This window comes from Oceanobacillus sp. HCA-5259 (assembly GCF_037892815.1).
Classification (GTDB): Bacteria; Bacillota; Bacilli; order Bacillales; family Amphibacillaceae; genus Oceanobacillus; species Oceanobacillus indicireducens.
Genome location: NZ_JBBKBV010000019.1, coordinates 1 through 22,711 on the forward strand (window position 1 = coordinate 1; position 22,711 = coordinate 22,711).

Here is a 22,711-nt window from a genome sequence, read left to right on the forward strand (position 1 = left end):
TGACCCCCGTGTCCCAATTCTCTATTCTTTTCCTATTAAATAATCGACATTTTCCGTATAAACGTTACTTGCATTCCATAAAAGAAATTCGTCAATGCCGTTTTCATAGAGCGCGCGAATTTGTGCTTCTACTTCCGCTTTCCCGTATTGTTTTGCTGGTCCGCTGTACAACCAAGGTGCCTCAAAATCTTGAAGCCATGGCCTAGATACCGGCGGACTGTCGAGAGCACCAAGTACTTCATTTTCCACTTTAGCATATTCGGTCACAAGCCGATAAGGTTCCGTATCCGGCTTTTCAATATCGAAATAACTCGTCCAATGGCTCGGATAAATCATGGATGAAATGATATCGACATTATCCGAGATTCTTGAAAAGTTTTGTCCAATTCCTGGAGTTTCCTCCAGTGTCGCTGCGTAACCGAATATATCAACAGACACGTCAACCCCATATGTAGATAATTCTTCTCTCGCATAAGCAACAAAGTCAGTAACAGCTTCAACACGCTTCTTGATATTGTTCATATCAAGATCTTCATAATCCCCGTGCGTATAAGATAAGCTTTCATCCTTTTTTTCAAATCCTTCTGGAAAACGAACGTAATCAAACTGAATTTCTTGGAATCCGAGTTCTACAGCGAGTTTCGCAATCTCGACGTTATATTCCCAGACTTCTTTTTCAAACGGATTTACAAAGGCTTCACCGCGATTGTTCACCCATACTTTCCCATTTTCCGTAAACGAAAGATCGGGACGCTCTTTTGCTAGAACGGAATCTTTAAAAACGACAATTCTTGCAATCGGATAAATTTCATTTTCTTCGAGAACTTTCATCATCGCTTCTGGATCGGAAATATAGTTCTCTGCGATATCTGCATAAGGAGAATCTTCATCAGGCTTGAATGTTAAATTACCATGGTCTTCTTTTATATCAATAACCATCGCATTTAAATCTGTTGTTTCCACAAGATTAAGAAGATCTTCAAACTTGCTGCCGCCAGCTGAATTACCTGTTACGTAAATCCCCCGAACGGCATCCGGATATTCAAAATGAAATCCCGAATCAAAGGCAAATCGCTTCATTCGCTTTTCTACATCATACAATTCAATACTCGTCTCTCTTTCCGCATGCTTGCTAACAGCCACCGATTCTTCTGTTTCTGCGTATACGCCAGCAGGTAAAATAATCCCTAACAGGATTATTCCTGTAAAAATTTTAAGCCAATTTTGTATGTTCCCCATTACCTATCAATCTCCTAACCTGCTAATCTCTCACCCTAGTATATCGGAAAAACTTGTGTAGTTGAATGGTAAAAACAACTTAATTTTCAAAAGTTGTCGAGTGCTGTCGTACCCACTCCTCCCCTCATTTTGCTTAGTCGCCTTTGTTTGAATCTCTTAGAACGGAACGAATAATATGAATAGAATCCCATTCACCGCGAGACAAATAAGTAATCGGATACTTCTTCTTAAACAATTCCTTTTGAATTTCTTTCTCACGATAGCCTTGCGCATTCATCTCCAAAATCTTCGCTTCCAATTCTTCTAAATACTGCAACTTTCTCCCGAGCATCATCCGGCCATTATTTACATACCCGGCATGACAGCAAAATATTTCCTCAAAGTCCAGCTTGAGTACATGCTTAATCGAATCGATGATCGTCGGAACACTCTCATTTGCAAGTATCAATTTTGTCACTGGGGTGACAAATAAATCCCCTGAGAATAACTGGCCAGTCTCCCTGTTCAAGAAGGAAAGATGATCTTCCGCATGACCAGGTGTTTCGATTACATCCCATGTTGCAGTTCGTGATGAAAATGTTTCCCCGATCGGTTCAGCGTGGAATGGCTCCCTTTTCCCCCAGAAGAATTTCCGGTAGAATGGATAATCTGCGTTTCTCGCACATTGCTGTATACCTGATTCATTCATAAAAACAGGCAGATTATATTCTTTTTGCAAATAAGCGGCACCCCCGACATGATCTTCATGGGAATGAGTCAGCATCACTTTCTCGGCATTGGACTTTTCAAAAAACGGCTGAAAAGCACGCAGCAATCTTGGCGACCCCGTATCAATTAAAATACCATCTAACGCAAAACTATAAACATTTAATTTTATTTTTCCGAGAGCTACAATTCCTTCGATAAATTGAACCTCGCCCACAGCTCCCACGTTTTTTTCTATTTGGATGAACATGAAATCTCCCCTATATTTTTATTATCTTAAATTTACCATAAATTGAATGGCTGTTCATTTTTTTATTTCTAAATGACAGATTAGTTCGATTTGAGTTATAATTATCGGGACAGCTCTAAAAAAAAGACAAGAAAGGAATATGAGACATGAAAGCCATTGTACTTCCTCTAAAACCAAAAGAATTATTGCTCCTCGAATCGTTAAGTAAGCGAAAAAAGTTATCTGCTGAAGAAAACAGATATTTTCTTAATCTAAAAAAAGGCCATGAAGGTGAACTTTTATTCACCGACCTCGCGTCAAAAACGGAAGGTGATCGTCTTGTTTTAAATAATCTATTGATTGAGCATAACCAAACAACATTTCAAATTGATTGTTTAATTTTAACCGAGACTAGAATTTTCTTGTATGAAGTGAAAAACTTTGAAGGTGATTTTTACCTTGAAGGAGATAAATTTTATAAAAAACCTCGACGCGAATTGAACAACCCATTGCTTCAACTCAATAGAACAGCATCCCTTCTCCGGCAACTGCTCCTCAGCCTCGGCTTGAACACTCCAATTGAAGCTAACGTTGTATTTACCCATCCAGCATTCACTCTCTATCAAGCTCCACTCGACAGTCCAATTATTTTCCCAAATCAAATAACTAATCATTTAAGAATGATAAACAATCAGGCGACAAAATTAACTAATAAATCGGAAAGCATTGCTGCCAAATTATTGCAGCTCAACAAAACAGAATCTCCCCATCAAAGATTACCTTCTTTTCGTTATGAAGAATTACAAAAGGGAATTATTTGCCCAGCTTGTAGGATGTTATCTATGGTCTCGGGAAGGGGAGTTTGTAAATGTGAGTCATGTGGGCACAAGGAATCCGTTGCAACAACAGTCTTGCATCAAGTAGAGGAGTTTCAGCTACTGTTTCCTGAAAGAAAGCTTACCACGAGGGAAATTTATAAGTGGTGTGGGGAAGTTTTATCCAAAAAGGTGATCTGGAGAATATTATCTAACAACTTTAAATCTGTCGGAGAGTATAAAAGCAGATACTATAAGTGACTAGGATCACTAATCACATCATGAACTGACAGGTTGGAGATATTTATTTGACTAGTGGGGATAGACGAGCGTGCTGATGGGAGAATAAAGCACGGATGTTTTCCCTTTGGAGTAAGGCGAGCACGCTTATGGGAAAATAAATACCCGTTGTTTTACCTTTAGAACAAGACGAGCGTGCTGGTGGGAGAATAAAGCTCGGTTGTTTTCCCTTTGGAGTAAGGCAAACATGCTTATGGGAAAATAAATACCCGTTGTTTTACCTTTAGAACAAGAGGAGCGTGCTGGTGGGAGAATAAAGCACGGATGTTTTCCCTTTGGAGTAAGGCAAGCACGCTTATGGGAAAATAAACGCCCGTTATTTTCCCTTTAGAGCAAGATGAACGTGCTGATGGGAGAATAAAGCTCGGTTGTTTTCCCTTTGGAATAAGGCGAGCATGCTTATGGGAAAATAAACGCCCGTTGTTTTCCCTTTAGAGCAAGATGAACGTGCCGAGCGGAAAATAAAGCTCGATTGTTTTCCCTTTGGAATAAGGCGAGCATGCTTATGGGAAAATAAATGCCCGTTGTTTTCCCTTTGGAATAAGGCGAGCGTGCTGGTGGGAGAATAAAGCTCGGTTATTTTCCCTTTGGAATAAGGCAAGCATGCTTATGGGAAAATAAACGCCCGTTGTTTTCCCTTTAGAGCAAGATGAACGTGCTGATGGGAGAATAAAGCTCGGTTATTTTCCCTTTGGAATAAGGCGAGCATGCTTATGGGAAAATAAATGCTCGTTATTTTCCCTTTAGAGCAAGATGAACGTGCTGAGCGGAAAATAAAGCTCAAGTGTTTTCCCTTTGGAATAAGGCGAGCTACTTATGGGAAAATAAATGCCAATTATTTTCCCATTAAAACAAAATGGGCGCGTTATTGGAGAGTGCCCGCCCCACCCTTTCTCCACGACCGCTAGCGTCACTTCACAAATCTCTTTCTTCTCCCCCTTGCCTTGCATTCCCCTCAAAAACTCTATATAATAAATTAAAATAAATATTTCAAGCAATGACGGAGATATAGTACAATTGCCCGCTGAATGATAGAGAGCTTGTGGTTGGTGGAAACAAGTATCAAGGCAAATTGGAATTGGGCTTCTGAGCTTATATTAACATTTGAGTGATCCTGTAAAAGCAGGATAATAAGGGTGGCACCACGGTTCATTCGTCCCTTCCATAGGGATGCGAATGGGCTTTTTTTATGGACAATTTAAAGGAGTGTTTCGTATGCAAACGATTTTTTCAGGAATTCAGCCGAGTGGGACATTGACACTTGGAAATTATTTAGGAGCGATCCGCCAGTTCGTGGAGCTTCAAGACGAATATCAATGTTACTTCTGCATTGTAGATGAACATGCTATTACTGTGCCGCAAGATCGCTTGGAATTAAGGAAAAATATCCGTTCGCTTGCAGCGCTGTATTTGGCTTCTGGGCTTGATCCTAAGAAAGCGACATTATTTATCCAATCGGAGGTTCCAGCACACACACAGCTCGGCTGGATGCTGCAATCGATCAGTTATGTCGGTGAATTGGAGCGAATGACCCAGTATAAAGATAAATCGACAGGAAAGGAAGCTGTGTCCTCAGCATTACTTACCTATCCTGCGCTCATGGCGGCAGATATTCTGCTGTATCAGGCGAATCTTGTACCTGTTGGCGATGACCAGAAGCAGCATATGGAATTGACGCGGGACCTTGCACAGCGATTCAATAATCGTTTCAATGATATCTTTACCATCCCGGAGATCCGTATCCCGGAGGTCGGAGCGCGTATCATGTCGCTACAGGAGCCGACAAAGAAAATGAGTAAATCGGACGAAAATCAAAGAGGATTTATTTCCATGCTTGACGAGCCGAAACAAATTGAGAAGAAAATCAAGAGTGCAGTGACTGACTCTGAAGGAATTGTCAAATATGATAAAGAGAACAAACCCGGCGTTTCCAACCTGTTAACAATCTATTCGAGCTGTACTGGTGAATCGATTGAGGAGTTGGAGAAGAAATATGAAGGGAAAGGTTATGGGGATTTCAAACAAGGTGTGGCTGACGCTGTGGTTAATCTTCTTGAGCCTATCCAAGAAAGATACAAAGCGTTAATCGACTCTCCTGAGCTTGATACGATTCTTGACGAGGGAGCAGATCGTGCCTCCGCAATCGCCAATAAAACTGTGGCCAAAGCGAAGAAAGCAATGGGCTTGGGACGTGTGAAAAAATAAATAATAATACCGATTCACTTTCCAGTGGTGAATCGGTATGTTTTTCAAGATTTTGATGTGTCTTGTGCATATTCCTTTTCCAAGTCCCACAGTTTTTCTAAAAATGGCTGACCGCGGACAATCTTTTCACAGAATTCTTCATGATTTTTGCTAAATCCTTCCTTAATACCGGAATAGAGCTTTTCCCACGCTGCATCAGCGTTTAGAAATTTCACTGTCGGGTAAAGCTTCGGGTCCCATTCAGTCAACCAGTATCTCAACTCTTCCAGATTTCCGGAACTTTTCAGTTGATCAAGGGCTATCATAAGGATATGTTTAATCTCTCGCTCCCGCCGCGTTAAGCCAAATACTTGTTCAGGTGACATCGATAAAATATGATACTCTTTCTTGTAATTTCTCTTTTTAAAACCGTAATTCTGAGCTTTTGCAGATTTGATCATATCATAGACGAGCTGCTCCTGCCTTGGAATAAGCCGGCTTTTTCGAACAGGAATGGTATAACCAATCGTATCAAATGCGAGGGTCTCCACCCCGTTCGTAATGACACAAGCATATTCGATAGCTTTCCGGTTCTGGCCTTTCCGGTTGTATGAACGTTTATAAATTGTATCTAATAGGCTCTCCGGAATCTCTTGCAAATCATTCTCAATATACTCAAATAGATCATTCTTTATGTATAACAAAGGTGTCTGGTCCAATAATTCGATCTTATCTTCCTTCCTCCACTCATGGTAACGGGCAACTTGATAACCGTTCTCTTCACTTTCAAACCAATTTACCCAAACATCATGTAAATATAGCATTTCACCCTCACCTCTTTGGAAAATTAATCTAGAATCATTATGACCAATAAAGAATGAATTTATTCTCATCCGCTCGTAACGGTTTAGGAATTATTCGGGTAGCGATACAGAACAAGCAGCATAATGACGATACCAATAGGGAAAAAATAGCATTCTATTCGCAGTGTAATAAATTGCAGAAATTCTAACCAGGATACCCCGGCAGGAAGCAAATTAAGATAACCAATGAACGTGACTCCGCCAGTGACCGTTAAGCCAAAACCGATTAGAAACCAAAATATATAGAACATGAAAACACCACCCATATGGACCAGTCAATCGTCCCGCTTCTTGTTACATCGTATGCTTGTCCCGTGTTTTTAATGCTTGGTCTCAATAAAGGTAAACAAAAAGAAGCAGACCGCAAAAGGATCAGCTTCTTCATTTATTAAGCCTCGTATTTTTTAAATACTAATGACACATTATGCCCGCCAAATCCAAGCGAATTACTTACAACGACGTTTACATCTTGTTTTCTCGCTTCATTCGGTACATAGTCAAGATCGCATTCCTCATCTGGTGTCTCATAGTTGATGGTTGGAGGTACAATCCCTTCCTGAATTGCTTTTAAGGAAATGACAGACTCAATCCCGCCAGCAGCTCCCAGCAAGTGTCCCGTCATCGATTTTGTCGAAGAAACGGTAAGATTATACGCATGATCGCCAAATACTGCTTTAATTGCAGTCGTTTCATATTTATCATTTAAATCTGTACTTGTTCCATGCGCATTAATATAATCGACTTCATTCGGCGAAATCCCGGCAGCATCAATTGCCATTTGCATTGCGCGGGCCGCTCCTTCCCCGTTCTCTGCAGGGGCGGTAATATGATATGCATCCCCTGTTGCACCATAACCGACAATCTCCCCGTAAATAGTCGCATCACGTTCCAAAGCGGATTCCAATGTTTCAAGAATTAAGATTCCCGCACCTTCCCCCATTACAAACCCATCGCGGTTTTTATCGAATGGGCGACTTGCGGTTTTCGGATCCGGGTTCGTTGATAAAGCTTTCGCGGAAGAAAAACCGGCAAATGCCATGTTGGAAATCGGTGCTTCCGTCCCACCTGCGATAATATAATCAACGTCACCGCGTTTGACCGCATGATATGCATCACCTATCGAACTTGCTCCAGAGGCACAAGCAGTTACGGTACAAGAGTTAATTCCTTTTGCACCCAACTGAATGGAGACTTGTCCTGCCGCCATATCAGGGATCATCATTGGCACAAAAAATGGGCTGACCCGGCGTGGGCCTTTTTCAATCAACTTCAAATGCTGATCTTCCCATGTTTTCATCCCGCCAATTCCAGAACCAATCCAGACACCTACCCGGTGTGCATTACTATCATCAATGACAAGCTTTGCATCTTCTACAGCCATTTTCGCAGCTGCCACCGCATATTGTGTAAATGGGTCCATACGACGGACCTCTTTCTTCTCCACATAATCTTCCGGTGTAAAGCCCTTCACCTCAGCGGCAACTTTCGCTGAATATTGCTCCACATCAACACGAGTTGCAATATCGATTCCAGATTTTCCATTTTTAATGCTGTCCCACATTGCTGTAACATCATTACCGACCGGAGTTACTGCACCTAGGCCAGTTACTACTACTCTTCTTTCATCCATTGTTCTGCTCCTTTCCAATCTAATCAGACTCCCCAGCGGATTGCCGCAGCTCCCCATGCTAACCCGCCTCCAAATCCGACTAATACGATTAAATCATTATCTTTGATATTACCATTCTTTACAGACTCAGATAAAGCCATAGGTATAGACGCGGAAGAATTATTTCCATATTTCGTTATCGTTTTGGCCATTTTATCTGAAGCCATACCGAGACGTTCTCTTGCTGCATCCATGATACGAATATTCGCCTGATGCGGAACGAGGTAATCCACATCTTCCTTCTGAAGGCCAATCTTTTCTACAACATTTACCGTTGATTCCGGCATCTGACGGACAGCGAATTTAAATACCTCTCGCCCATTCATTTCCATAAATCCTTCTTTATTTTGTAATAAATCTTTCCCGCCAGAACCTTTCGAACCTAATTCAAAAGAAAGGACTCCTTTCCCTTCTCCAACTTCACCAACAACAATGGCACCTGCACCATCACCCAGGAGAACACAAGTTGAACGATCTTCCCAGTCAATAATTTTAGAAAGCTTATCCGCTCCGACAACAAGCACGTTTTTATACGCACCTGCTTTGACAAACTGTGTAGCTGTTACAAGGCCATATACAAACCCGGCACATGCGGCTCCGAGATCTAGTGCCGCCGCATTTGTTGCACCGAGCCGATCTTGAATCATACAGGAAACCGATGGAAATGGTGTATCTGGCGTCACCGTTGCAACTAGGATTAAATCAATTTCTTCTGGAGAAATATTTGCTTCCTTAAGCGCCTCCTTTGCAGCGTGATAAGCCATATCGGATGTGTCGATTTCATCTTCTGCAAATCTTCTTTCCTCAATTCCAGTTCGCGTGCGGATCCATTCATCTGTTGTGTCTACAATCTTTTCCATGTCTTTATTCGTCATGACCTTTGTCGGTACATAATGGCCAGTTCCCAAGATACCTACATTCATTTTAACATCTCCTTCATACTTCCTCCCGAGGTTTAACTAATACTAACAATCTATTTTGCATCGCTTCTGTTAAAAGAAATCTATACGAGTAAATATTATGACTTGGTACTAATTTTAAAGCAAAAAATCCCTCCTGACAAGAGGGAGATTCTAACATGCTCCTTAGTTCTCAATGGGCAGCAAGTTCGTTTTCTTATATTCTTCTATCGCTTCTGTGATTTTTTTCTCAAAATTACTGTTTATCTTCTCATTGAACATGCCTAATGTGATGTAATCATCATGAAAATCATAAGAACGGATTCCGCCCATCAATGCTTCTTCATTAAAATCCTCAGCTGCATTCAGATAAACAGCTTCGACATGCTGAATCATGCTCGTAAGTACATGTTCCGGCGCCAACTCATGCTGATCTGCAACATAACCAATCGAATAAATATCATCTTTTGCCGCCGCTTCAATTACTGCCTTGCTATACGCATTTCCGACTGGAACTATAACATCCGTCCCTGCTGCTACAAATTCATTATAAATGATCATCGCCTGTTCTTTGTCATCCCAATCATTGACGAAATCAATATGAACTTCCGCTTTCGGGTTCTGATACTTTACCCCTTCATAAAAACCCTCCAGTTCAGCTTGCCAACTAAAGACAGCAATCACACCAATTTCATCAGTCTCTGTCATTTCACCAGCAACCATTCCACCAAAGAAACCCATCGCATGGGAATCGAAATTTAAGCTTGTAACTTTCGGATTATACAAGTCCCCGTTCATATAGATGAATTGTACTTCCGGATACGTTTTCGTTAGATCGACAAAGTGGTGTCCATAACTATTTCCATGCCCAATAATCAGATTGACACCTTCTTGGACAAATTCATCAACAGCTTGAAGAACGTCATTTTCTTTACTAGTATTTTCCTTATAAAAGACATCGATATTGAATTCCCGCTCAATCGCAAGTAAGCCTTCGTATCCCTTCTCATTCCAAGCATTTCCTGCAATTTCCGATTCAAACAGCATTCCTGCATTTTGCAAATTATTATCATCTGAAAAATAATTACAGCCAGGCAGTATCATAATCATTATTATAATGGTGACTATCAGTTGTTTTTTCATACTGCCCCTCCTGGTTATATGTTATTCAAGTCTATCTTCCACGATAGGATAAAGAGTTTGGAACTTATGAAAATGTTCCTTTACTTGATTTAAATTTTTTTCTATAGCAATATTTTCATCTACTAGGAAAGTTTTTTCAAGTTTTTTCCCTTTTAAACTTTGATTTCGTGCAGATCTCACAAAAAATACTTGACCTGCTGGTGGACTTTCCAACAACTTGAGCAATAATTCAAGAAAATCTTTAATATACACGCCTTCATCGAGAAACTCTTGAGAAGAAAAACGGATGCGATTTCCTCCAATGTAACATGCTTCTTTTGTCATCGGCATCCATTCACCAAATAAATAAGGGATGTGGATTGCTATTGTATCTGTAGAATGGGGTTTTTTTCCATTGATTTGAATAAGTTGATCATAATTGCATTCGACTCGTTCAGGTATCTCTCCCACACAGATCGCAAGCGGAATAGTTATTTCAGCTCTCCTTGTGATTAATTCAAAGTTACTGTTTCTTAAGAAAAAATCTATTAGATGATTATTGAATGCCTCCCCCTCTATTCCCTTTACTTTATACCCTTCCTGCAATAGTCGATTGGCAATATGATAGCCAATCCAGTGTGAAACATTGAAAACAAGGACTTCCATCGTGCTTGTTTCCCCCTTTTTAAAACATAAGAAGCTTTAAAACAAAAATACTGTGATAACTTAGGTATCCAGGACTAGCCACGTCCGGCTCCAGCGCCCAGCAACTAGCAAACTTCACACTCCTCCAATCGATAAGTCAACATCAACTCACTATCGTTCGTTGTGTTTCCTTTATCTCATTCCGTAAAGGGGAAGTTCGATTAAGTTCACTCCGTCCTGGGGCAACATCGAACTACCTCCCGTCCTGGGAGGCACAGTTTGTACGTTGCTACGACGCACAGGATGTGCTAGTACAAACGCTCTTCGGTGGGACGAGTAATCGCAGTCCCAGGCGTTGCGAAGACGATCGCGTTTTTAGCCTATAAGGGCGCTTGCGCCTTTGTTCTAACAAGTGTAGAGTCAATCTTCCTTTTCATTAGTATATGTCAGGATTAAGGCTTTTATTTTTTTTCGTTCTTTGTTAAACTATAGAAGGATATTATTTAAGTAGCATTCAATCTTTTTACATATGAAATTTTTGAAATGCGGGGTGTAGAATATGCGTTACATCTTCACGATTATTTGGTCACTGCTAATTAGTGCGGCTGTTACATACGTGCTAACAAGTATGGCTGGTGAACCATTCATCTTATCTGAAGCGGTCATTTTGGCAGTGATTTTTATGATTGTCACTTTCTTGATGGGCGACGTAATATTAAAAGAGAAGAAAAATTAACAAATAACAAACCCTTGCCGCCAAGGAAAGTGGCAAGGGGTTGTTATTTGTATTAATACCACGCAAGTAAGCCAAGTGTTGCAAGGGCTGCGAGTGGAAGAATCACCCGGCTGAACCGTCTTGGAGGAACATACCCAAATCCTGGTCCATACCAGCCATATGGTCCAAATTGCCGGTAATCATGCCCTTCATCATGAGGGGCTGCTGCCATTTGTGTCTGTGCATCGATAGGAACGGCCATATATACATATTCATCATCTAAGCCAGTGATGATGCCATCAATACGAGCCCCTTCTATCGTTTCAATAAGCACATAAGAATGCATATGTTTTTTACATTGTTCATACATTTTTTTAGAATCATGTTTCATTGTCACATCAATCAACCCTCCTCACCAATTAGACTATTCACCTAGTTAAAAATAGGAACTTGTCTATTTGAGGATGGATTCGATGTATTGAAGGGGAGAATAGGATGGATTTCATTCAAGATTTAATTGTTATTATTCAGTATTTCATTCTTGGACTTGTACAAGGGGTTACCGAACCGATTCCAATTTCTTCAAGCGGACATTTGATTATTTTCCGCGAGCTCTTTGGGATTGAGGCAAAAGGACTTTCATTTGAGATTTTCGTAAACTTCGCTTCATTACTCGCTGTTTTATTAATTTACAAGGAGGACATCATCCGACTAATCAAAAATACGTACCTATTTCTATTTAAAAGAGATAAAACGGCAAGAAGTGACTTTATGTTTGTCGTTTATCTCGTAATTGCAACTATTCCGGTTGGTGTGGTCGGTGTATTATTTGGCGATTATCTTGGAGAAGTGTTGAGCGGGACAAATGTAGTTGGTGTTACTTTATTAATTACAGCAGTAGCTATTTGGTTCATCCGTAATCTTCGCGGGAGACGACTTGAGGGCGATTTAACGATGAAAGATGCTGTAATTGTCGGTCTTGCCCAAGCAGTTGCCGTTACACCGGGAATCAGCCGTTCTGGTGCAAGTATTGTTTCCGCGATGCTTGTCGGGATGAGACAGGATACCGCACTACGCTTTGCATTCTTACTTTATATTCCGGTCAGTTTAGGGACAACCATTCTGGAAGTTCCGTCATTGGTTGCAAGTCCGGAGTTCCAAGCGCTACTCATTCCGAATATCATTGCCTTTGTTACTTCTTTTGTTGCGACTTACTTTGCATTGAAGTGGTTTATGAATATTATGGCACATGGTAATCTGAAATACTTCTCCTATTACTGTGTCGTTGTTGGATTGCTTGTAATCTTTTTCTTATAACCTAACTCTCAAATGACTGTTGAGTTATCATTTTAAAAAGCAGCTCCGTCTTGGTAGCTGCTTTCTTTATGTTTCATGTTAGATTAATCCGGGATGCCCAGTGCTATTTTAGCATAGCGGGACATTTTGTCTTTGCCCCATGGCGGATCCCATACGATATTTGTTTTCGTCTCTTTAACTTCCGGAAGATCGGCTAAGGCAAATCTAATGTCCTGTTCAATATGACCGGCAAGCGGGCACCCCATCGTTGTTAGGGTCATCGTAACCGTACATAAACCTTCTTCATCAAGATCAACATCGTAAACTAAACCGAGGTTAACAATATCTATACCTAATTCAGGGTCAATCACATTTTCCAGTGCTCCCATTAGATACTCTTTTGTCGCTTCATCCATTTTACGAACCTCCTTTTTCCCTTCTTTTCTTTATTAAACCATAATTCCAGTAAAATATTAAGTATTTGAATCCGTATAAACTGTTACAGATTCGCACGGAACCATTTTACTAATTCTAGGATAGCACGCCTGCTTACTTTATGTCCGGCATTTGCCTCTTTGATAAACTGGATATCTTCTTCATTCTCATACTGCTTTTTTACTTCATCGTAAAATGTATACGAGTGATCAAATGGAACAACTGTATCCTGCCCGCCGTGCCAGAACAATATTGGCCGCCCGTTTAACTTGTCCGGTTGAAGGGATAAATCACATCTCTCCAGTTGATCGTACAATGCTTCAATTTGTTCGTCGGTTACTGGCAAGGCTCCCTCTTTTTTGAAGCTTTCGACGAGTGTTTTCGCAAATGTTGTAATGCGTGGGGAACCCATCAAGATAACGGCTGACTTGATCCAGTCATATTGAGTTAATGCTGCTGATGTTGTAATTCCCCCCATACTCGTTCCCGCTACACCAACTCTATCATCCAAAATCAAGCCTTCTGCATCCAGCGCCTTTTTGATTTGTTCCAACTCTTGTACATTTTTAAGTACAATATCCCAGAAAGATATTTGTCGTTTCCGTTCGGATGTATTGATTTCCCTTTCTCCATGAAGTTCGCTATCAGGAAGTATGACACGGTAACCTTTTTCAGCAAGTAAGAAGGCTATCGGGAGATTATGTTCCTTTGCACTTGTAAAGCCATGGAAAAAGATGACAGTCGGTAATGCTTTATCCTTATCTTTGGTTTCTACAACGATTAAACTCGGTATATTTCCTATTTTTTCTTTCACTATTCCAATCATCACTTTTCACCTCACTCCTATGTTACCGATATTTAAACTCGTCCGCCAGTCTGAAACCTGCTAAAGTGAAACTTCATTCAGTAGGGGTCCTTATCTCCCCACTGAATGTTAGTTGAACAGAATCAGGGATTTACGAACTGTATATCCCTTACCTTCACCTGTTGGGCTTCCCTCATGTTTAGAAGTGGGAGTGTTACAGTCCGTTAATGCGTGATAAACTGACTGCTGTTAAAATAAATTTACTTTACTTACAGGCCTTTCTCTTATAGACTTAGTTACAAGATGAGGTGATTGAAAAATTATGAAAAAACATATGATTGCGCTCGATTTAGACGGGACATTACTGACAGATGATAAGAAGATTAGTGAACGAACGAAACAAGTGCTTTTCAAAGCAAAAGAAGAGGGACATATAGTAGTTATCTCGACTGGAAGACCACACCGGGCCAGTATTAATTATTATTATGAGCTTGGATTAGATACACCAATGGTAAACTTCAACGGGGCTCTTATCCACCATCCGCAAAACAGAAACTGGGATGCATTACATAACCCGATGCCAATCCGGACAGCACATAAGATTATTGAAGCTTGCTATGACTTACGTGTCAATAATATCTTAGCTGAAGTGCTGGATGATGTGTATATCGACTCCTTCGACAGCAAACTGATTGGCTTCTTTGATGAAATTGAAGATGAAGCCCCTTATGTAATTGGAAACTTAAAGCAAAAACTTGAGGAAGATCCTACATCGATCCTCGTTTATCCAGAGGAAGAACAAGTGCAGCAATTGAGAAGCCACCTTGACGACTACCATGCTGAAGTGATTGAGCACCGTAAATGGGGTGCGCCGTGGAACGTCATTGAAATCATTAAAAAAGGGATGAATAAAGCAGTTGGTCTTAAAAAAATCGCACATTACTTCGATATTCCGCAAGACCAGATTATAGCATTCGGGGACGAGGACAATGATTTGGAAATGATTGATTATGCTGGTGTCGGTGTTGCTATGGGAAATGCAATTGATGAGCTGAAATCACTCGCCAAACATGTCACTGCAACAAACGAAGAAGATGGCATCGGAGCATTTTTAGAGGAGTATTTAAAATTAAAAGTGAACACACCAAATTAAAACGAGCGTATGCATAGCAATAATAAAAGGGGTCATACTAAAAGGGAAACGTGAATAGCGTTTCCCTTTTTACTTGCGAAAAAACGAGGAGGATATTAGATGGAACAACAATCACTATTCCAGCAAGCTAGACAACGAGTAATGGATATGATGAATATGGGTGAAAATGTGACCGAAGCAGACAAGGAAGCAGTTCAACACGCAATCCAAGCAGCTTACCAGGAAGCAACGCCCGAAGAACAAAAAGAGCTGCAGCAACTGGAACAGCAATTAACAAATAACGAGCAGCTATAAATAGTAACGAGGCTGGGGCTTACGGATTGTATATCCTGCACTTAACATTTGGTTCTCCCTCATGTTTAGTAGTGGGGGTATTACAGACCGTTAATACGTGATAAACTTTCGAATCAGTTCAACTAAACATTAAGTGAAGAAGGAACACCAACTCATAATGCGTGTTTTAACGCCCACTGCCTCGGCACACCCTGAGCATCGACCCCTACCACAGTATGAAGTTTTACTTTATAATTTCCTCTTTATCTGCTACTATATGAGTAAGTATGAACAAAAGAGGAGTGTGTAGGATGGCAATTCGTATGGAGGGTACTCCAAACCCAAACGCGATGAAATTCACATCTGATAAAGTGATTTTTGAAGGTACAAAAAGCTATTCGCTCATGCCAGGAGATACGAGTGAGTATGATATTCTAAATGAATTAATGACTATTGAGGGTGTAGATAACGTTTTCGGCTATCAGAACTTTATTACTGTCAATAAACACTTTGATGTAGAGTGGGAGCAACTATCCCCGCGCGTTATTGAAATGATCGAGAAACACGGCTATTAATACATAGAAAAAAGGAACTTCTTATTGATGGAAGTTCCTTTTGTTCTCTTATTCAGTGATATCAATCGGGATAAAATTCGGTTGGAGCACTTCACCGTCTGGAGATTTACCATATAACGTTAAGATCGGTGTTTCTTCCTTTTCAAAAGAAGATGCTGGAATCTCCTCAGTAATTTCAAAACTTTGCCAAACTCCCGGTTCTCCTTCTAATTCGTAAACTGTTTCCGGGTGCAATTCCTCTTCCCCTTGCTCTAGGTGATAATAGAATTGCTCATTCTCAGCTCGCACTTCACCAGTTAAGGTATAAGTATTAGCTTCCGTCTGCAAGTCCAATCCCCGAAAAACAACGGTATACTGTGCTTCCTTGTTATCCGGTGATTTTGCTTGCTCGTTTGGTTCACTATCATTTCCACATCCGACAAGGATAAATAAGCATAAAAATGCAACTAAGTATTTCTTCACACTACCTAATCCTTTCTAAAATAGCCATAGACTGCGGTTGTTTCCACTACGTTTGTGAATGCATCCGGGTCTACTTCTTTAATGATCTTCTCAACGTCATATAATTCATAACGGCTCAACACCAGATAGACCATCTTCTTCTCTATCTTCGTATAGGCTCCCTGTGCAGGAAGGAAAGTAATCCCTCTAATAAATCGACTATGGATTGCTTCTTGCAGTTCTTCCGGCTTTTGCGTAATAATCATTACCGTCAGTTTCACATGGCGAGTATGGATCATGTCGATCACCCTAGTCGTCACATAGAGCGCAATTAATGTATAAAGTGCGTTCTCCGGTGAGTAAAGTACCCCGGCAAGCAAGATGATAATTCCGTTAAGCGCCATTAAATACGTGCCGACTGGCTTATCATTCACGCGTGATAATAACATCGCGATGATATCCATTCCCCCGGTTGAAGCTCCAATTTTTAAGGAGATCCCGATACCAGCACCTGCAATCACACCACCAAATACTGCATTCAGCATAATATCCTCTGATAATGCAATAACCGGCATGACCTCAAGAAATATTGTCGAAAACAACACAGAGATTCCACTATAAATTGTAAACCCTTTTCCTACTTTAAACCAGCCTAAGATGAATACCGGTATGTTCAAGATAAATAGAAATATCCCTGTTCCAATGTGCATTCCAAGGAAATCCTGAAAAACACTCGATAAGAGCTGAGCTGCACCCGCAAAGCCGCTTGCATAAACGTTAGCCGTAATTAGGAAAAAGTTAAGCGACACTGCTAATAGAAAAGCACCGATAATGACGATGAAAATTCGTTTAGCTTCCATCATAAACATGAGCGTTCCTCCTGTATTAATAATTTGTTCAAAAAAGAAGATAAAAAAGACCAAGTTCGCTTAGAAACACAAGTGTCCTTGCACAACCAACACTAGCACGTCCTGTGCGTCGAAGTTCGAGTCAGTAAGATTCTAGCAACGAAATGTACGTTATTAGAGGAGCGGAAAAACTAGCCAACGAGCTTTCACTGGATGCGGAAGGTTTTTAGAACTCCCTCTTTCACGAAGTGTCCTTTTTACCGGAAGTTTTGAACAACCTTGACAAATTCATAACTTTTCAAATACTTTTTGACTAAATGGCCTTCTCGCTTTAAACTAGAAGAAGGCAAGCAAATTGTAGATTGGAAGTGATTTGATGAACGTAAAAATTATAGCTGATTCTGCTTGTGATTTATCAAAAGACTATTATATCGAATATGGCATTGAAATGGTACCATTAAATGTCCATTTAGATAACAAAGACTATGCGGATGTAAAAGAAATCGATCCGAAAATCATTTATGATGGAATGCGGAATGGCAAAGCCCCAAAGACTTCCCAACCTTCTCCGGAGGCTTTCAAAAAAGTGTTCACCGCCTCTGCAGAAAAGAATGAGCCACTCGTCTATGTATCATTCTCCTCCGAATTATCCGGAACGTATCAAAGCGCGAAAATTATGGAAGACCAGATAAAAGCAGAATATCCGGATGCACCTATCCGGGTTATCGATTCTAAATGCGCTTCACTCGGTTACGGACTTGTCGTTCTTCATATAGCAAAAGCGGCTAAAAATGGTGCTTCTTTTGACGAAATTGTCGAAGCTGCTGAACACCAGGCCCAACATATGGAACATATTTTCACTGTTGATGATTTGGAATACTTATATCGCGGTGGTCGTGTCAGCAAGACTTCCGCATTTGTCGGTAGTTTACTTAAGATAAAGCCAATTTTAAATGTAGAAGATGGTAAATTAATTCCACTTGAGAAACTGCGCGGTTCTAAAAAGGTATTGGGCCGAATGATTGAACTAATGGAAGAACGCGGAACGGATTTCCAAAATCAGACGATCGGCATCAGCCACGGAGACGATTTGGAACGGGCCGAACAACTCGCTTCCCTCATTCATGAAAAATTCAAGGTTCCGAGGGAAAATATCGTTATCGAAATGGTCGGTGCTGTTATTGGGGCCCATTCGGGACCAGGTACCCTTGCTTTATTCTTTTCCAACCAACCAAATAAATAACAGCGATAAAGACGTTTTGTCCGCAGTTTAAGGGGACATGGCGTCTTTATCCTTCTTGCTACACCTTCCTCTTCTTTATTCTAACAACTCTTACTGGAATCTGGATGCGCATCTATATCCATTAGCATCCCATACATAGATAGATTATACTCCTATACTGCATGCCCATATCGCCCTACTTGGATGGGTTTTCCTCGGTGTATTTATTATCGTTTAAGAACCAGATCGCAGCACGAAGACAAGCGCTTCTCATTCTAGGAGCACTGTTTATCACGTATTAACGGTCTGTAATACCCCCACCTCCAAACATGGAAGGAAGCCCAAGATGTGAAGGTGGAGGATATACAGTCCGTAAATACCTGATTCTGTTCAACTAACATTCAGCGGGGGAGGGAAGGAAACCCCGATTGAATGAAGTTTCACTTTATCACGTCACTTTTTTGTTCCTAGCATTCCTTATCAGGGTAACAGCGAATAATTAAAGAAACGCTCGGGCCGCTTCCCAAGCGTTTCTTCATTCTTGTTATTTCTGAATCCCTTGATCGGCCTCTTTTCTTTCTTGTTCTTTCTGTTTCTTCGATAAATAGACAACGACAAAAACAAAACCTAACAAGATAGTAGCAACCATTATAATAAGGGTCCAGTTCAAGCCTACATCATCCATCAATTGATAGACTTCCACCGATTCTCTCGGAATACCTATCCGGTAATTATCTTCTGGATTCTGACGAGCAAGGTTATCTGCTAGATAGCCGCGGAACAACATATCCGGACCGACATCGGTAACATCTATATAGCTGGATTCACTGCCATTATTGATGCCGATATACATAGTTTCTCCTTCATAAGTTCGCTTAAACACTGCATAGGAATCACGCTCATCAATCAATTCAAAGTCACCGTGTCTTAAAGAAGGGAATTCAGTTCGTAAAGAGGAAATCCGTTCATGGAACTCCATCAAGTCTTGATCCCCACTGTTAAGAGGTACTAACCTTTGAGAATCTTCTGCTGTCTCCCCATACATCCCCACTTCCGTACCTTGTAAAATCAAAGGTGTTCCAGGTGTTGTATACATATACGTTAAAGCAAGTTGCCAAGCCGTTACAATATTCCTGCCATTTTCGGAAAATTTCTGGGAGAATCGTTTCGAGTATTTATCATCCACGATAAGGATACTTTGAAAATCGCTCATCTCTTTTTGTATTTCATAAATTTCTACTGGAGATTGATCAGGCATACTGAAAATATCAGAAATCATTTGTCCTATTTGATAATTATCGATTGCATCAAGTGACGTATGTTCCATAATCTCAGCTATATCAGCTTCTTCGTCAAGTATATCTCCGAGTAAATATTTGTTTGGATGACTTTCTTTTAACTCTGTTGTAAGTCTATTTAAAAAGTCAATAGATGATTGATCAACTGCATGAAGACTCAGTCCATCGATTTTAGTCTCATCGAGCCAGAACGAAGCGGCGTCGATTAAGTATTCTTGTACATCCGGGTTATCCTGATCAAATTGTACAACACGTTCTGCCCAGTCTGGACCCGTAACTTCTTCTGTTAAAACCCAGTCCGCACGTTGGGGATCCAGTGCAATAGAATGATCCTCCGGTATGTAATTCGTAACAAATTCAAGAACAACCTTTATATCCTGCTCATGTGCAGCCTCAACGAGCTGTTCCAATTCCTCAAACGTACCGAATTGCGGATCGATTTCTGTAAAGTCTTCCACCCAATACCCATGGAATCCATCATCCATATTTGCCATAATCGGCGACAGAACAATCGTTGTTACACCGATTTGTGCGAGATCCTCCAACCGGTCCATAATCCCTATAAGGTCACCACCATGGTAAGCGGCTGGGTCATCGACATCGACTGCAATATCATTGGAAAAGTCCCCATTGTTATAACGATCGACGATGATTTCGTACATGATCTCATCTTCAATTTGTCTATCTTCTGCTGCAACCGGTAACACATATATGAAAAACGAAAATAGGATTGTTAAACCGATGACTAGTTTTTTCCTCATTATCTTATCCCCACCATTTCAATTATTACTGTCTTGTACTATTATTAATGAAAATAAATTTTAGTCAATTACTATTCCACAATTGTTGAAAAAACTTCAAAAGCTTTTCATAACAAAGGCGCAAGCGCCCTTATAGGCTAAAAACGCGATCGTCTTCGCAACGCCTGGGACTGCGATTACTCGTCCCACCGAAGAGCGTTTGTACTAGCACATCCTGTGCGTCGTAGCAACGTACAAACTGTGCCTCCCAGGACGGGAGGTAGTTCGATGTTGCCCCAGGACGTGGCTAGTCCTGAATATCTAAGTTATCAACAGTATTTATATTTTTATAGTACGCTTGCAATAAAAAATAAGGCTGGAACACGTAGTCCAACCTCATTTTTTCATATCGAATTTAAACCCATCCTATAATGGCAGGCGGATGTATCCTAAGACGAGTACTAGGATTAGTGCGATTATGAGTTGAGCCCACCAGCCGGCAACCGGTTTGCCTTTGGTTGTTTTGACAAGAAGCATTTCCATTGCTGCGATGAGCCAGATTCCGGCAAGACCTTTCGTGATTGCCTCTGCACCCATTGGCATGGAGAAGTTCGCCAAATAGACATCGAATAATAAATACCCACCAGTAAAAATAATGATGAGATAGAATAAGCGTAAAATCATATGAACGATTTTTCCGCCTTTTTCGTTCCCTTGTTTATAAAGGAATAAAGCTACTAAAAATAGGATCAGTCCAAGTATCCAAGACGTGACATGCATATGAAGCATTGTATCATTACCTCCTTCAATCTGTTTGTACAGTTTACATCAATCCTCATCATACCATGTTCCAGAAGAGAATTCATTTTAGAAGCAAGGAAGGTTGGCTTCCCAAATGATTCGTTAACAATTTGGACACTTAAAATAATCCCCTTCTTCTCCCCATGCTCTTCCTTCCCTTTCCAGCTCACGACGTTTCATTTGGCTTCCACCCTTCTTGCTATTTTCGCAAAGGTTGTATTGCTTTATAATTCAAACTTCGCCAAATCCATTCTAATGGACCGAATCGATAGCGGGATAACCACCATTTACTTACCAATATTTGCAAGGTGAAGATAAACACAACGATTACGAGTGAAACAGAAGGTAACACAGAATTATACAAACCAAAGCCAATTCCGTAAAACAAAATAAAACTAATGACTGATTGGAGAATGTAATTACTTAAAGCTGTTCTCCCGACATAACGGAGCGGCCGAAGCAGTTTCCTGCCTGTTTCAGTTTGGGCCAAGACTGTTAGCAGTGTCATATAAAATACAGCAGATGCCGTTCCGCCGAGGTTATCTTGTACATACGAGAGCCATAAAGGATTTCCTATAAGATATGGTCCAGCCTTCAAGAGCAGACTAAATAGAAACGTGATGATTAACAGCCGCTTTAGTGTATGTTCGTGTTTTTTCAGCTCATGGAACACTCGCTTTCTCGCTAAATACATGCCAAGCAAAAACAATGGCAAAAGTGTCATGATGAGAAAAATGAAACCTATACCCGAATTAGCTAAAGACCAATCATAAAAATTTTGTTTCCAAATAAGCGGAAGCTCGTTACTCGAATAATTTTCTATCGCTTGATTGATTGCAAGTTCATCCGAAAAGTTTAATAGATCTCGTACCGCATATAAGGCTGGTGTAATCAAGCCAACACTGCCAAAAAGAAGGACAGCAGCCCAAACTAATAACGTCCGCTCCTTCACTTCAATAAACAAAAGGAGGAAGAGTCCTATTAAACCATATGATAGTAGAATATCTCCATGCCAAATGAGGAATGCATGGATGAGTCCAAAGCCGATTAATCCAAATTGTCGCCGTAATAAAAACGGTGTAAACGCGATTTCTTTCACTTGCAGACGTTCTTTCATCAATTGCCAACTGAAGCCGAATAATATGGAGAATAATGTATAAAAACTACCTTGAAAAAAGATATCAATAAACGCCTGAATGGCCCGTTCAAGCGGTGTATTCCAAACCATTTCCGCACCACCATATATAAAATATGGCGCTGAAAAAGCTCCAATATTCACGGTAAAAATGCCAAAGATGGCAAATCCTCTAACGATATCAATATGCTCCAAACGATTATTTACCCTCGTCGGTGCGAACTGCATCCTTCCATCCCCCTCCCTTTGGGGTCAGAGCAGTTGTCCCAGTTGGGACAACTGCTCTGACCCCAATGTCCCGATT

Annotated in this window: 24 protein-coding genes and 1 other annotated feature; of the genes, 8 read left to right on the forward strand and 16 right to left on the reverse strand. The window is 40.6% G+C overall.

The genetic code is table 11. The features are described from left to right. Nucleotides 1-21 precede the first annotated feature (21 nt). Together WKU33_RS11430 and WKU33_RS11435 are read right to left on the reverse strand one after the other, a co-directional pair. Nucleotides 22-1,239 carry a putative glycoside hydrolase gene (locus tag WKU33_RS11430; RefSeq protein ID WP_188859115.1) on the reverse strand — a complete coding sequence of 406 codons (1,218 nt, stop codon included), beginning with the start codon at nucleotides 1,237-1,239 and terminating at the stop codon, nucleotides 22-24. 133 nt (nucleotides 1,240-1,372) lie between these two features. Then, a complete protein-coding gene (locus WKU33_RS11435; RefSeq protein ID WP_340454642.1) occupies nucleotides 1,373-2,194 on the reverse strand; it encodes an MBL fold metallo-hydrolase in 822 nt (273 codons plus the stop codon). Nucleotides 2,195-2,340: 146 nt separating this feature from the next. On the opposite strand from WKU33_RS11435, the gene WKU33_RS11440 reads away from it, so the two are divergent. Then, a complete protein-coding gene (locus WKU33_RS11440; RefSeq protein WP_340454644.1) occupies nucleotides 2,341-3,249 on the forward strand; it encodes a nuclease-related domain-containing protein in 909 nt (302 codons plus the stop codon). Between the two features lie 1,027 nt (nucleotides 3,250-4,276). Then, nucleotides 4,277-4,452, forward strand: a binding site (T-box leader). A 51-nt stretch (nucleotides 4,453-4,503) separates the two neighbouring features. After that, on the forward strand, nucleotides 4,504-5,493 hold the full coding sequence (gene trpS, locus WKU33_RS11445; RefSeq protein ID WP_188857751.1) for a tryptophan--tRNA ligase: 990 nt from the start codon (nucleotides 4,504-4,506) through the stop codon (nucleotides 5,491-5,493). A gap of 44 nt (nucleotides 5,494-5,537) precedes the next feature. On the opposite strand, the gene WKU33_RS11450 is transcribed toward trpS, so the two are convergent. The 6 genes from WKU33_RS11450 to WKU33_RS11475 all read right to left on the reverse strand — a co-directional run bounded on the left by WKU33_RS11450 (nucleotide 5,538) and on the right by WKU33_RS11475 (nucleotide 10,691). After that, a complete protein-coding gene (locus WKU33_RS11450) occupies nucleotides 5,538-6,296 on the reverse strand; it encodes a DUF3603 family protein (protein ID WP_156854572.1) in 759 nt (252 codons plus the stop codon). An 83-nt stretch (nucleotides 6,297-6,379) separates the two neighbouring features. After that, nucleotides 6,380-6,586 (reverse strand): hypothetical protein, encoded by a 207-nt coding sequence (locus WKU33_RS11455; protein WP_156854574.1) that lies wholly within the window; start codon nucleotides 6,584-6,586, stop codon nucleotides 6,380-6,382. A 137-nt stretch (nucleotides 6,587-6,723) separates the two neighbouring features. Beyond that, entirely contained in the window at nucleotides 6,724-7,965 is a 1,242-nt protein-coding gene (fabF, locus tag WKU33_RS11460) for a beta-ketoacyl-ACP synthase II (protein WP_156854576.1), read from the reverse strand. Nucleotides 7,966-7,988: 23 nt separating this feature from the next. Next, on the reverse strand, nucleotides 7,989-8,927 hold the full coding sequence (locus WKU33_RS11465; protein WP_156854578.1) for a beta-ketoacyl-ACP synthase III: 939 nt from the start codon (nucleotides 8,925-8,927) through the stop codon (nucleotides 7,989-7,991). 162 nt (nucleotides 8,928-9,089) lie between these two features. Then, nucleotides 9,090-10,046 carry a BMP family ABC transporter substrate-binding protein gene (locus tag WKU33_RS11470; protein WP_336251850.1) on the reverse strand — a complete coding sequence of 319 codons (957 nt, stop codon included), beginning with the start codon at nucleotides 10,044-10,046 and terminating at the stop codon, nucleotides 9,090-9,092. A 21-nt stretch (nucleotides 10,047-10,067) separates the two neighbouring features. Further along, nucleotides 10,068-10,691, reverse strand: coding sequence for a hypothetical protein (locus WKU33_RS11475; RefSeq protein ID WP_336251851.1), 624 nt, complete (start codon nucleotides 10,689-10,691; stop codon nucleotides 10,068-10,070). Between the two features lie 538 nt (nucleotides 10,692-11,229). Between WKU33_RS11475 and WKU33_RS11480 the strand changes: the two genes are divergently transcribed. Next, nucleotides 11,230-11,406: a DUF2929 family protein gene (locus WKU33_RS11480; RefSeq protein ID WP_156854584.1), complete on the forward strand. Its 177-nt coding sequence runs from the start codon at nucleotides 11,230-11,232 to the stop codon at nucleotides 11,404-11,406. A gap of 52 nt (nucleotides 11,407-11,458) precedes the next feature. On the opposite strand, the gene WKU33_RS11485 is transcribed toward WKU33_RS11480, so the two are convergent. After that, nucleotides 11,459-11,776: a hypothetical protein gene (locus WKU33_RS11485; protein WP_188857855.1), complete on the reverse strand. Its 318-nt coding sequence runs from the start codon at nucleotides 11,774-11,776 to the stop codon at nucleotides 11,459-11,461. 113 nt (nucleotides 11,777-11,889) lie between these two features. Between WKU33_RS11485 and WKU33_RS11490 the strand changes: the two genes are divergently transcribed. Beyond that, complete coding sequence (locus WKU33_RS11490; RefSeq protein WP_370459698.1) at nucleotides 11,890-12,702, forward strand: undecaprenyl-diphosphate phosphatase; 813 nt, start codon at nucleotides 11,890-11,892, stop codon at nucleotides 12,700-12,702. An 83-nt stretch (nucleotides 12,703-12,785) separates the two neighbouring features. Here WKU33_RS11490 and WKU33_RS11495 read toward each other — a convergent pair whose 3' ends face one another. Both WKU33_RS11495 and WKU33_RS11500 read right to left on the reverse strand, forming a co-directional pair. Continuing rightward, the gene (locus tag WKU33_RS11495) at nucleotides 12,786-13,097 is read right to left on the reverse strand and encodes a metal-sulfur cluster assembly factor (protein WP_156854588.1); all 312 of its coding nucleotides are present in this window, start codon (nucleotides 13,095-13,097) and stop codon (nucleotides 12,786-12,788) included. 83 nt (nucleotides 13,098-13,180) lie between these two features. Next, nucleotides 13,181-13,942: a prolyl oligopeptidase family serine peptidase gene (locus tag WKU33_RS11500; protein ID WP_188857856.1), complete on the reverse strand. Its 762-nt coding sequence runs from the start codon at nucleotides 13,940-13,942 to the stop codon at nucleotides 13,181-13,183. 301 nt (nucleotides 13,943-14,243) lie between these two features. On the opposite strand from WKU33_RS11500, the gene WKU33_RS11505 reads away from it, so the two are divergent. From WKU33_RS11505 to WKU33_RS11515, 3 genes are all read left to right on the forward strand, one after another. Beyond that, entirely contained in the window at nucleotides 14,244-15,074 is an 831-nt protein-coding gene (locus WKU33_RS11505; RefSeq protein ID WP_340454653.1) for a Cof-type HAD-IIB family hydrolase, read from the forward strand. A gap of 99 nt (nucleotides 15,075-15,173) precedes the next feature. After that, nucleotides 15,174-15,368 carry a DUF3813 family protein gene (locus tag WKU33_RS11510; RefSeq protein ID WP_156854592.1) on the forward strand — a complete coding sequence of 65 codons (195 nt, stop codon included), beginning with the start codon at nucleotides 15,174-15,176 and terminating at the stop codon, nucleotides 15,366-15,368. Between the two features lie 290 nt (nucleotides 15,369-15,658). Next, nucleotides 15,659-15,922, forward strand: coding sequence for a NifU N-terminal domain-containing protein (locus WKU33_RS11515; protein ID WP_156854594.1), 264 nt, complete (start codon nucleotides 15,659-15,661; stop codon nucleotides 15,920-15,922). Between the two features lie 48 nt (nucleotides 15,923-15,970). On the opposite strand, the gene WKU33_RS11520 is transcribed toward WKU33_RS11515, so the two are convergent. Both WKU33_RS11520 and WKU33_RS11525 read right to left on the reverse strand, forming a co-directional pair. Then, a complete protein-coding gene (locus tag WKU33_RS11520) occupies nucleotides 15,971-16,384 on the reverse strand; it encodes a hypothetical protein (RefSeq protein ID WP_340454656.1) in 414 nt (137 codons plus the stop codon). 5 nt (nucleotides 16,385-16,389) lie between these two features. Further along, a complete protein-coding gene (locus tag WKU33_RS11525; protein ID WP_156854598.1) occupies nucleotides 16,390-17,232 on the reverse strand; it encodes a YitT family protein in 843 nt (280 codons plus the stop codon). 355 nt (nucleotides 17,233-17,587) lie between these two features. Between WKU33_RS11525 and WKU33_RS11530 the strand changes: the two genes are divergently transcribed. Then, on the forward strand, nucleotides 17,588-18,454 hold the full coding sequence (locus WKU33_RS11530) for a DegV family protein (RefSeq protein ID WP_336251854.1): 867 nt from the start codon (nucleotides 17,588-17,590) through the stop codon (nucleotides 18,452-18,454). A gap of 523 nt (nucleotides 18,455-18,977) precedes the next feature. On the opposite strand, the gene WKU33_RS11535 is transcribed toward WKU33_RS11530, so the two are convergent. From WKU33_RS11535 to WKU33_RS11545, 3 genes are all read right to left on the reverse strand, one after another. Beyond that, nucleotides 18,978-20,492, reverse strand: coding sequence for an alpha-amylase family glycosyl hydrolase (locus tag WKU33_RS11535; protein ID WP_156854602.1), 1,515 nt, complete (start codon nucleotides 20,490-20,492; stop codon nucleotides 18,978-18,980). Between the two features lie 405 nt (nucleotides 20,493-20,897). After that, nucleotides 20,898-21,260 carry a YisL family protein gene (locus tag WKU33_RS11540; RefSeq protein ID WP_336251856.1) on the reverse strand — a complete coding sequence of 121 codons (363 nt, stop codon included), beginning with the start codon at nucleotides 21,258-21,260 and terminating at the stop codon, nucleotides 20,898-20,900. 211 nt (nucleotides 21,261-21,471) lie between these two features. Beyond that, a complete protein-coding gene (locus WKU33_RS11545) occupies nucleotides 21,472-22,635 on the reverse strand; it encodes a DUF418 domain-containing protein (protein ID WP_340454661.1) in 1,164 nt (387 codons plus the stop codon). Nucleotides 22,636-22,711: the final 76 nt, after the last annotated feature.

What these genes read in the sequence shown, in the direction of transcription:
- WKU33_RS11470 (WP_336251850.1), bottom strand. Translation starts at nt 10,046, where the DNA reads ATGAAAAAACAACTGATAGTCACCATTATAATAATGATTATGATACTG.
- WKU33_RS11475 (WP_336251851.1), bottom strand. Translation starts at nt 10,691, where the DNA reads ATGGAAGTCCTTGTTTTCAATGTTTCACACTGGATTGGCTATCATATT.
- trpS (WP_188857751.1), top strand. Translation starts at nt 4,504, where the DNA reads ATGCAAACGATTTTTTCAGGAATTCAGCCGAGTGGGACATTGACACTT.
- WKU33_RS11505 (WP_340454653.1), top strand. Translation starts at nt 14,244, where the DNA reads ATGAAAAAACATATGATTGCGCTCGATTTAGACGGGACATTACTGACA.
- WKU33_RS11515 (WP_156854594.1), top strand. Translation starts at nt 15,659, where the DNA reads ATGGCAATTCGTATGGAGGGTACTCCAAACCCAAACGCGATGAAATTC.
- WKU33_RS11510 (WP_156854592.1), top strand. Translation starts at nt 15,174, where the DNA reads ATGGAACAACAATCACTATTCCAGCAAGCTAGACAACGAGTAATGGAT.
- WKU33_RS11485 (WP_188857855.1), bottom strand. Translation starts at nt 11,776, where the DNA reads ATGAAACATGATTCTAAAAAAATGTATGAACAATGTAAAAAACATATG.
- WKU33_RS11455 (WP_156854574.1), bottom strand. Translation starts at nt 6,586, where the DNA reads ATGTTCTATATATTTTGGTTTCTAATCGGTTTTGGCTTAACGGTCACT.
- WKU33_RS11435 (WP_340454642.1), bottom strand. Translation starts at nt 2,194, where the DNA reads ATGTTCATCCAAATAGAAAAAAACGTGGGAGCTGTGGGCGAGGTTCAA.
- WKU33_RS11525 (WP_156854598.1), bottom strand. Translation starts at nt 17,232, where the DNA reads ATGTTTATGATGGAAGCTAAACGAATTTTCATCGTCATTATCGGTGCT.
- fabF (WP_156854576.1), bottom strand. Translation starts at nt 7,965, where the DNA reads ATGGATGAAAGAAGAGTAGTAGTAACTGGCCTAGGTGCAGTAACTCCG.
- WKU33_RS11530 (WP_336251854.1), top strand. Translation starts at nt 17,588, where the DNA reads ATGAACGTAAAAATTATAGCTGATTCTGCTTGTGATTTATCAAAAGAC.
- WKU33_RS11480 (WP_156854584.1), top strand. Translation starts at nt 11,230, where the DNA reads ATGCGTTACATCTTCACGATTATTTGGTCACTGCTAATTAGTGCGGCT.
- WKU33_RS11440 (WP_340454644.1), top strand. Translation starts at nt 2,341, where the DNA reads ATGAAAGCCATTGTACTTCCTCTAAAACCAAAAGAATTATTGCTCCTC.
- WKU33_RS11535 (WP_156854602.1), bottom strand. Translation starts at nt 20,492, where the DNA reads ATGAGGAAAAAACTAGTCATCGGTTTAACAATCCTATTTTCGTTTTTC.
- WKU33_RS11450 (WP_156854572.1), bottom strand. Translation starts at nt 6,296, where the DNA reads ATGCTATATTTACATGATGTTTGGGTAAATTGGTTTGAAAGTGAAGAG.
- WKU33_RS11465 (WP_156854578.1), bottom strand. Translation starts at nt 8,927, where the DNA reads ATGAATGTAGGTATCTTGGGAACTGGCCATTATGTACCGACAAAGGTC.
- WKU33_RS11495 (WP_156854588.1), bottom strand. Translation starts at nt 13,097, where the DNA reads ATGGATGAAGCGACAAAAGAGTATCTAATGGGAGCACTGGAAAATGTG.
- WKU33_RS11545 (WP_340454661.1), bottom strand. Translation starts at nt 22,635, where the DNA reads ATGCAGTTCGCACCGACGAGGGTAAATAATCGTTTGGAGCATATTGAT.
- WKU33_RS11430 (WP_188859115.1), bottom strand. Translation starts at nt 1,239, where the DNA reads ATGGGGAACATACAAAATTGGCTTAAAATTTTTACAGGAATAATCCTG.
- WKU33_RS11500 (WP_188857856.1), bottom strand. Translation starts at nt 13,942, where the DNA reads ATGATTGGAATAGTGAAAGAAAAAATAGGAAATATACCGAGTTTAATC.
- WKU33_RS11540 (WP_336251856.1), bottom strand. Translation starts at nt 21,260, where the DNA reads ATGCTTCATATGCATGTCACGTCTTGGATACTTGGACTGATCCTATTT.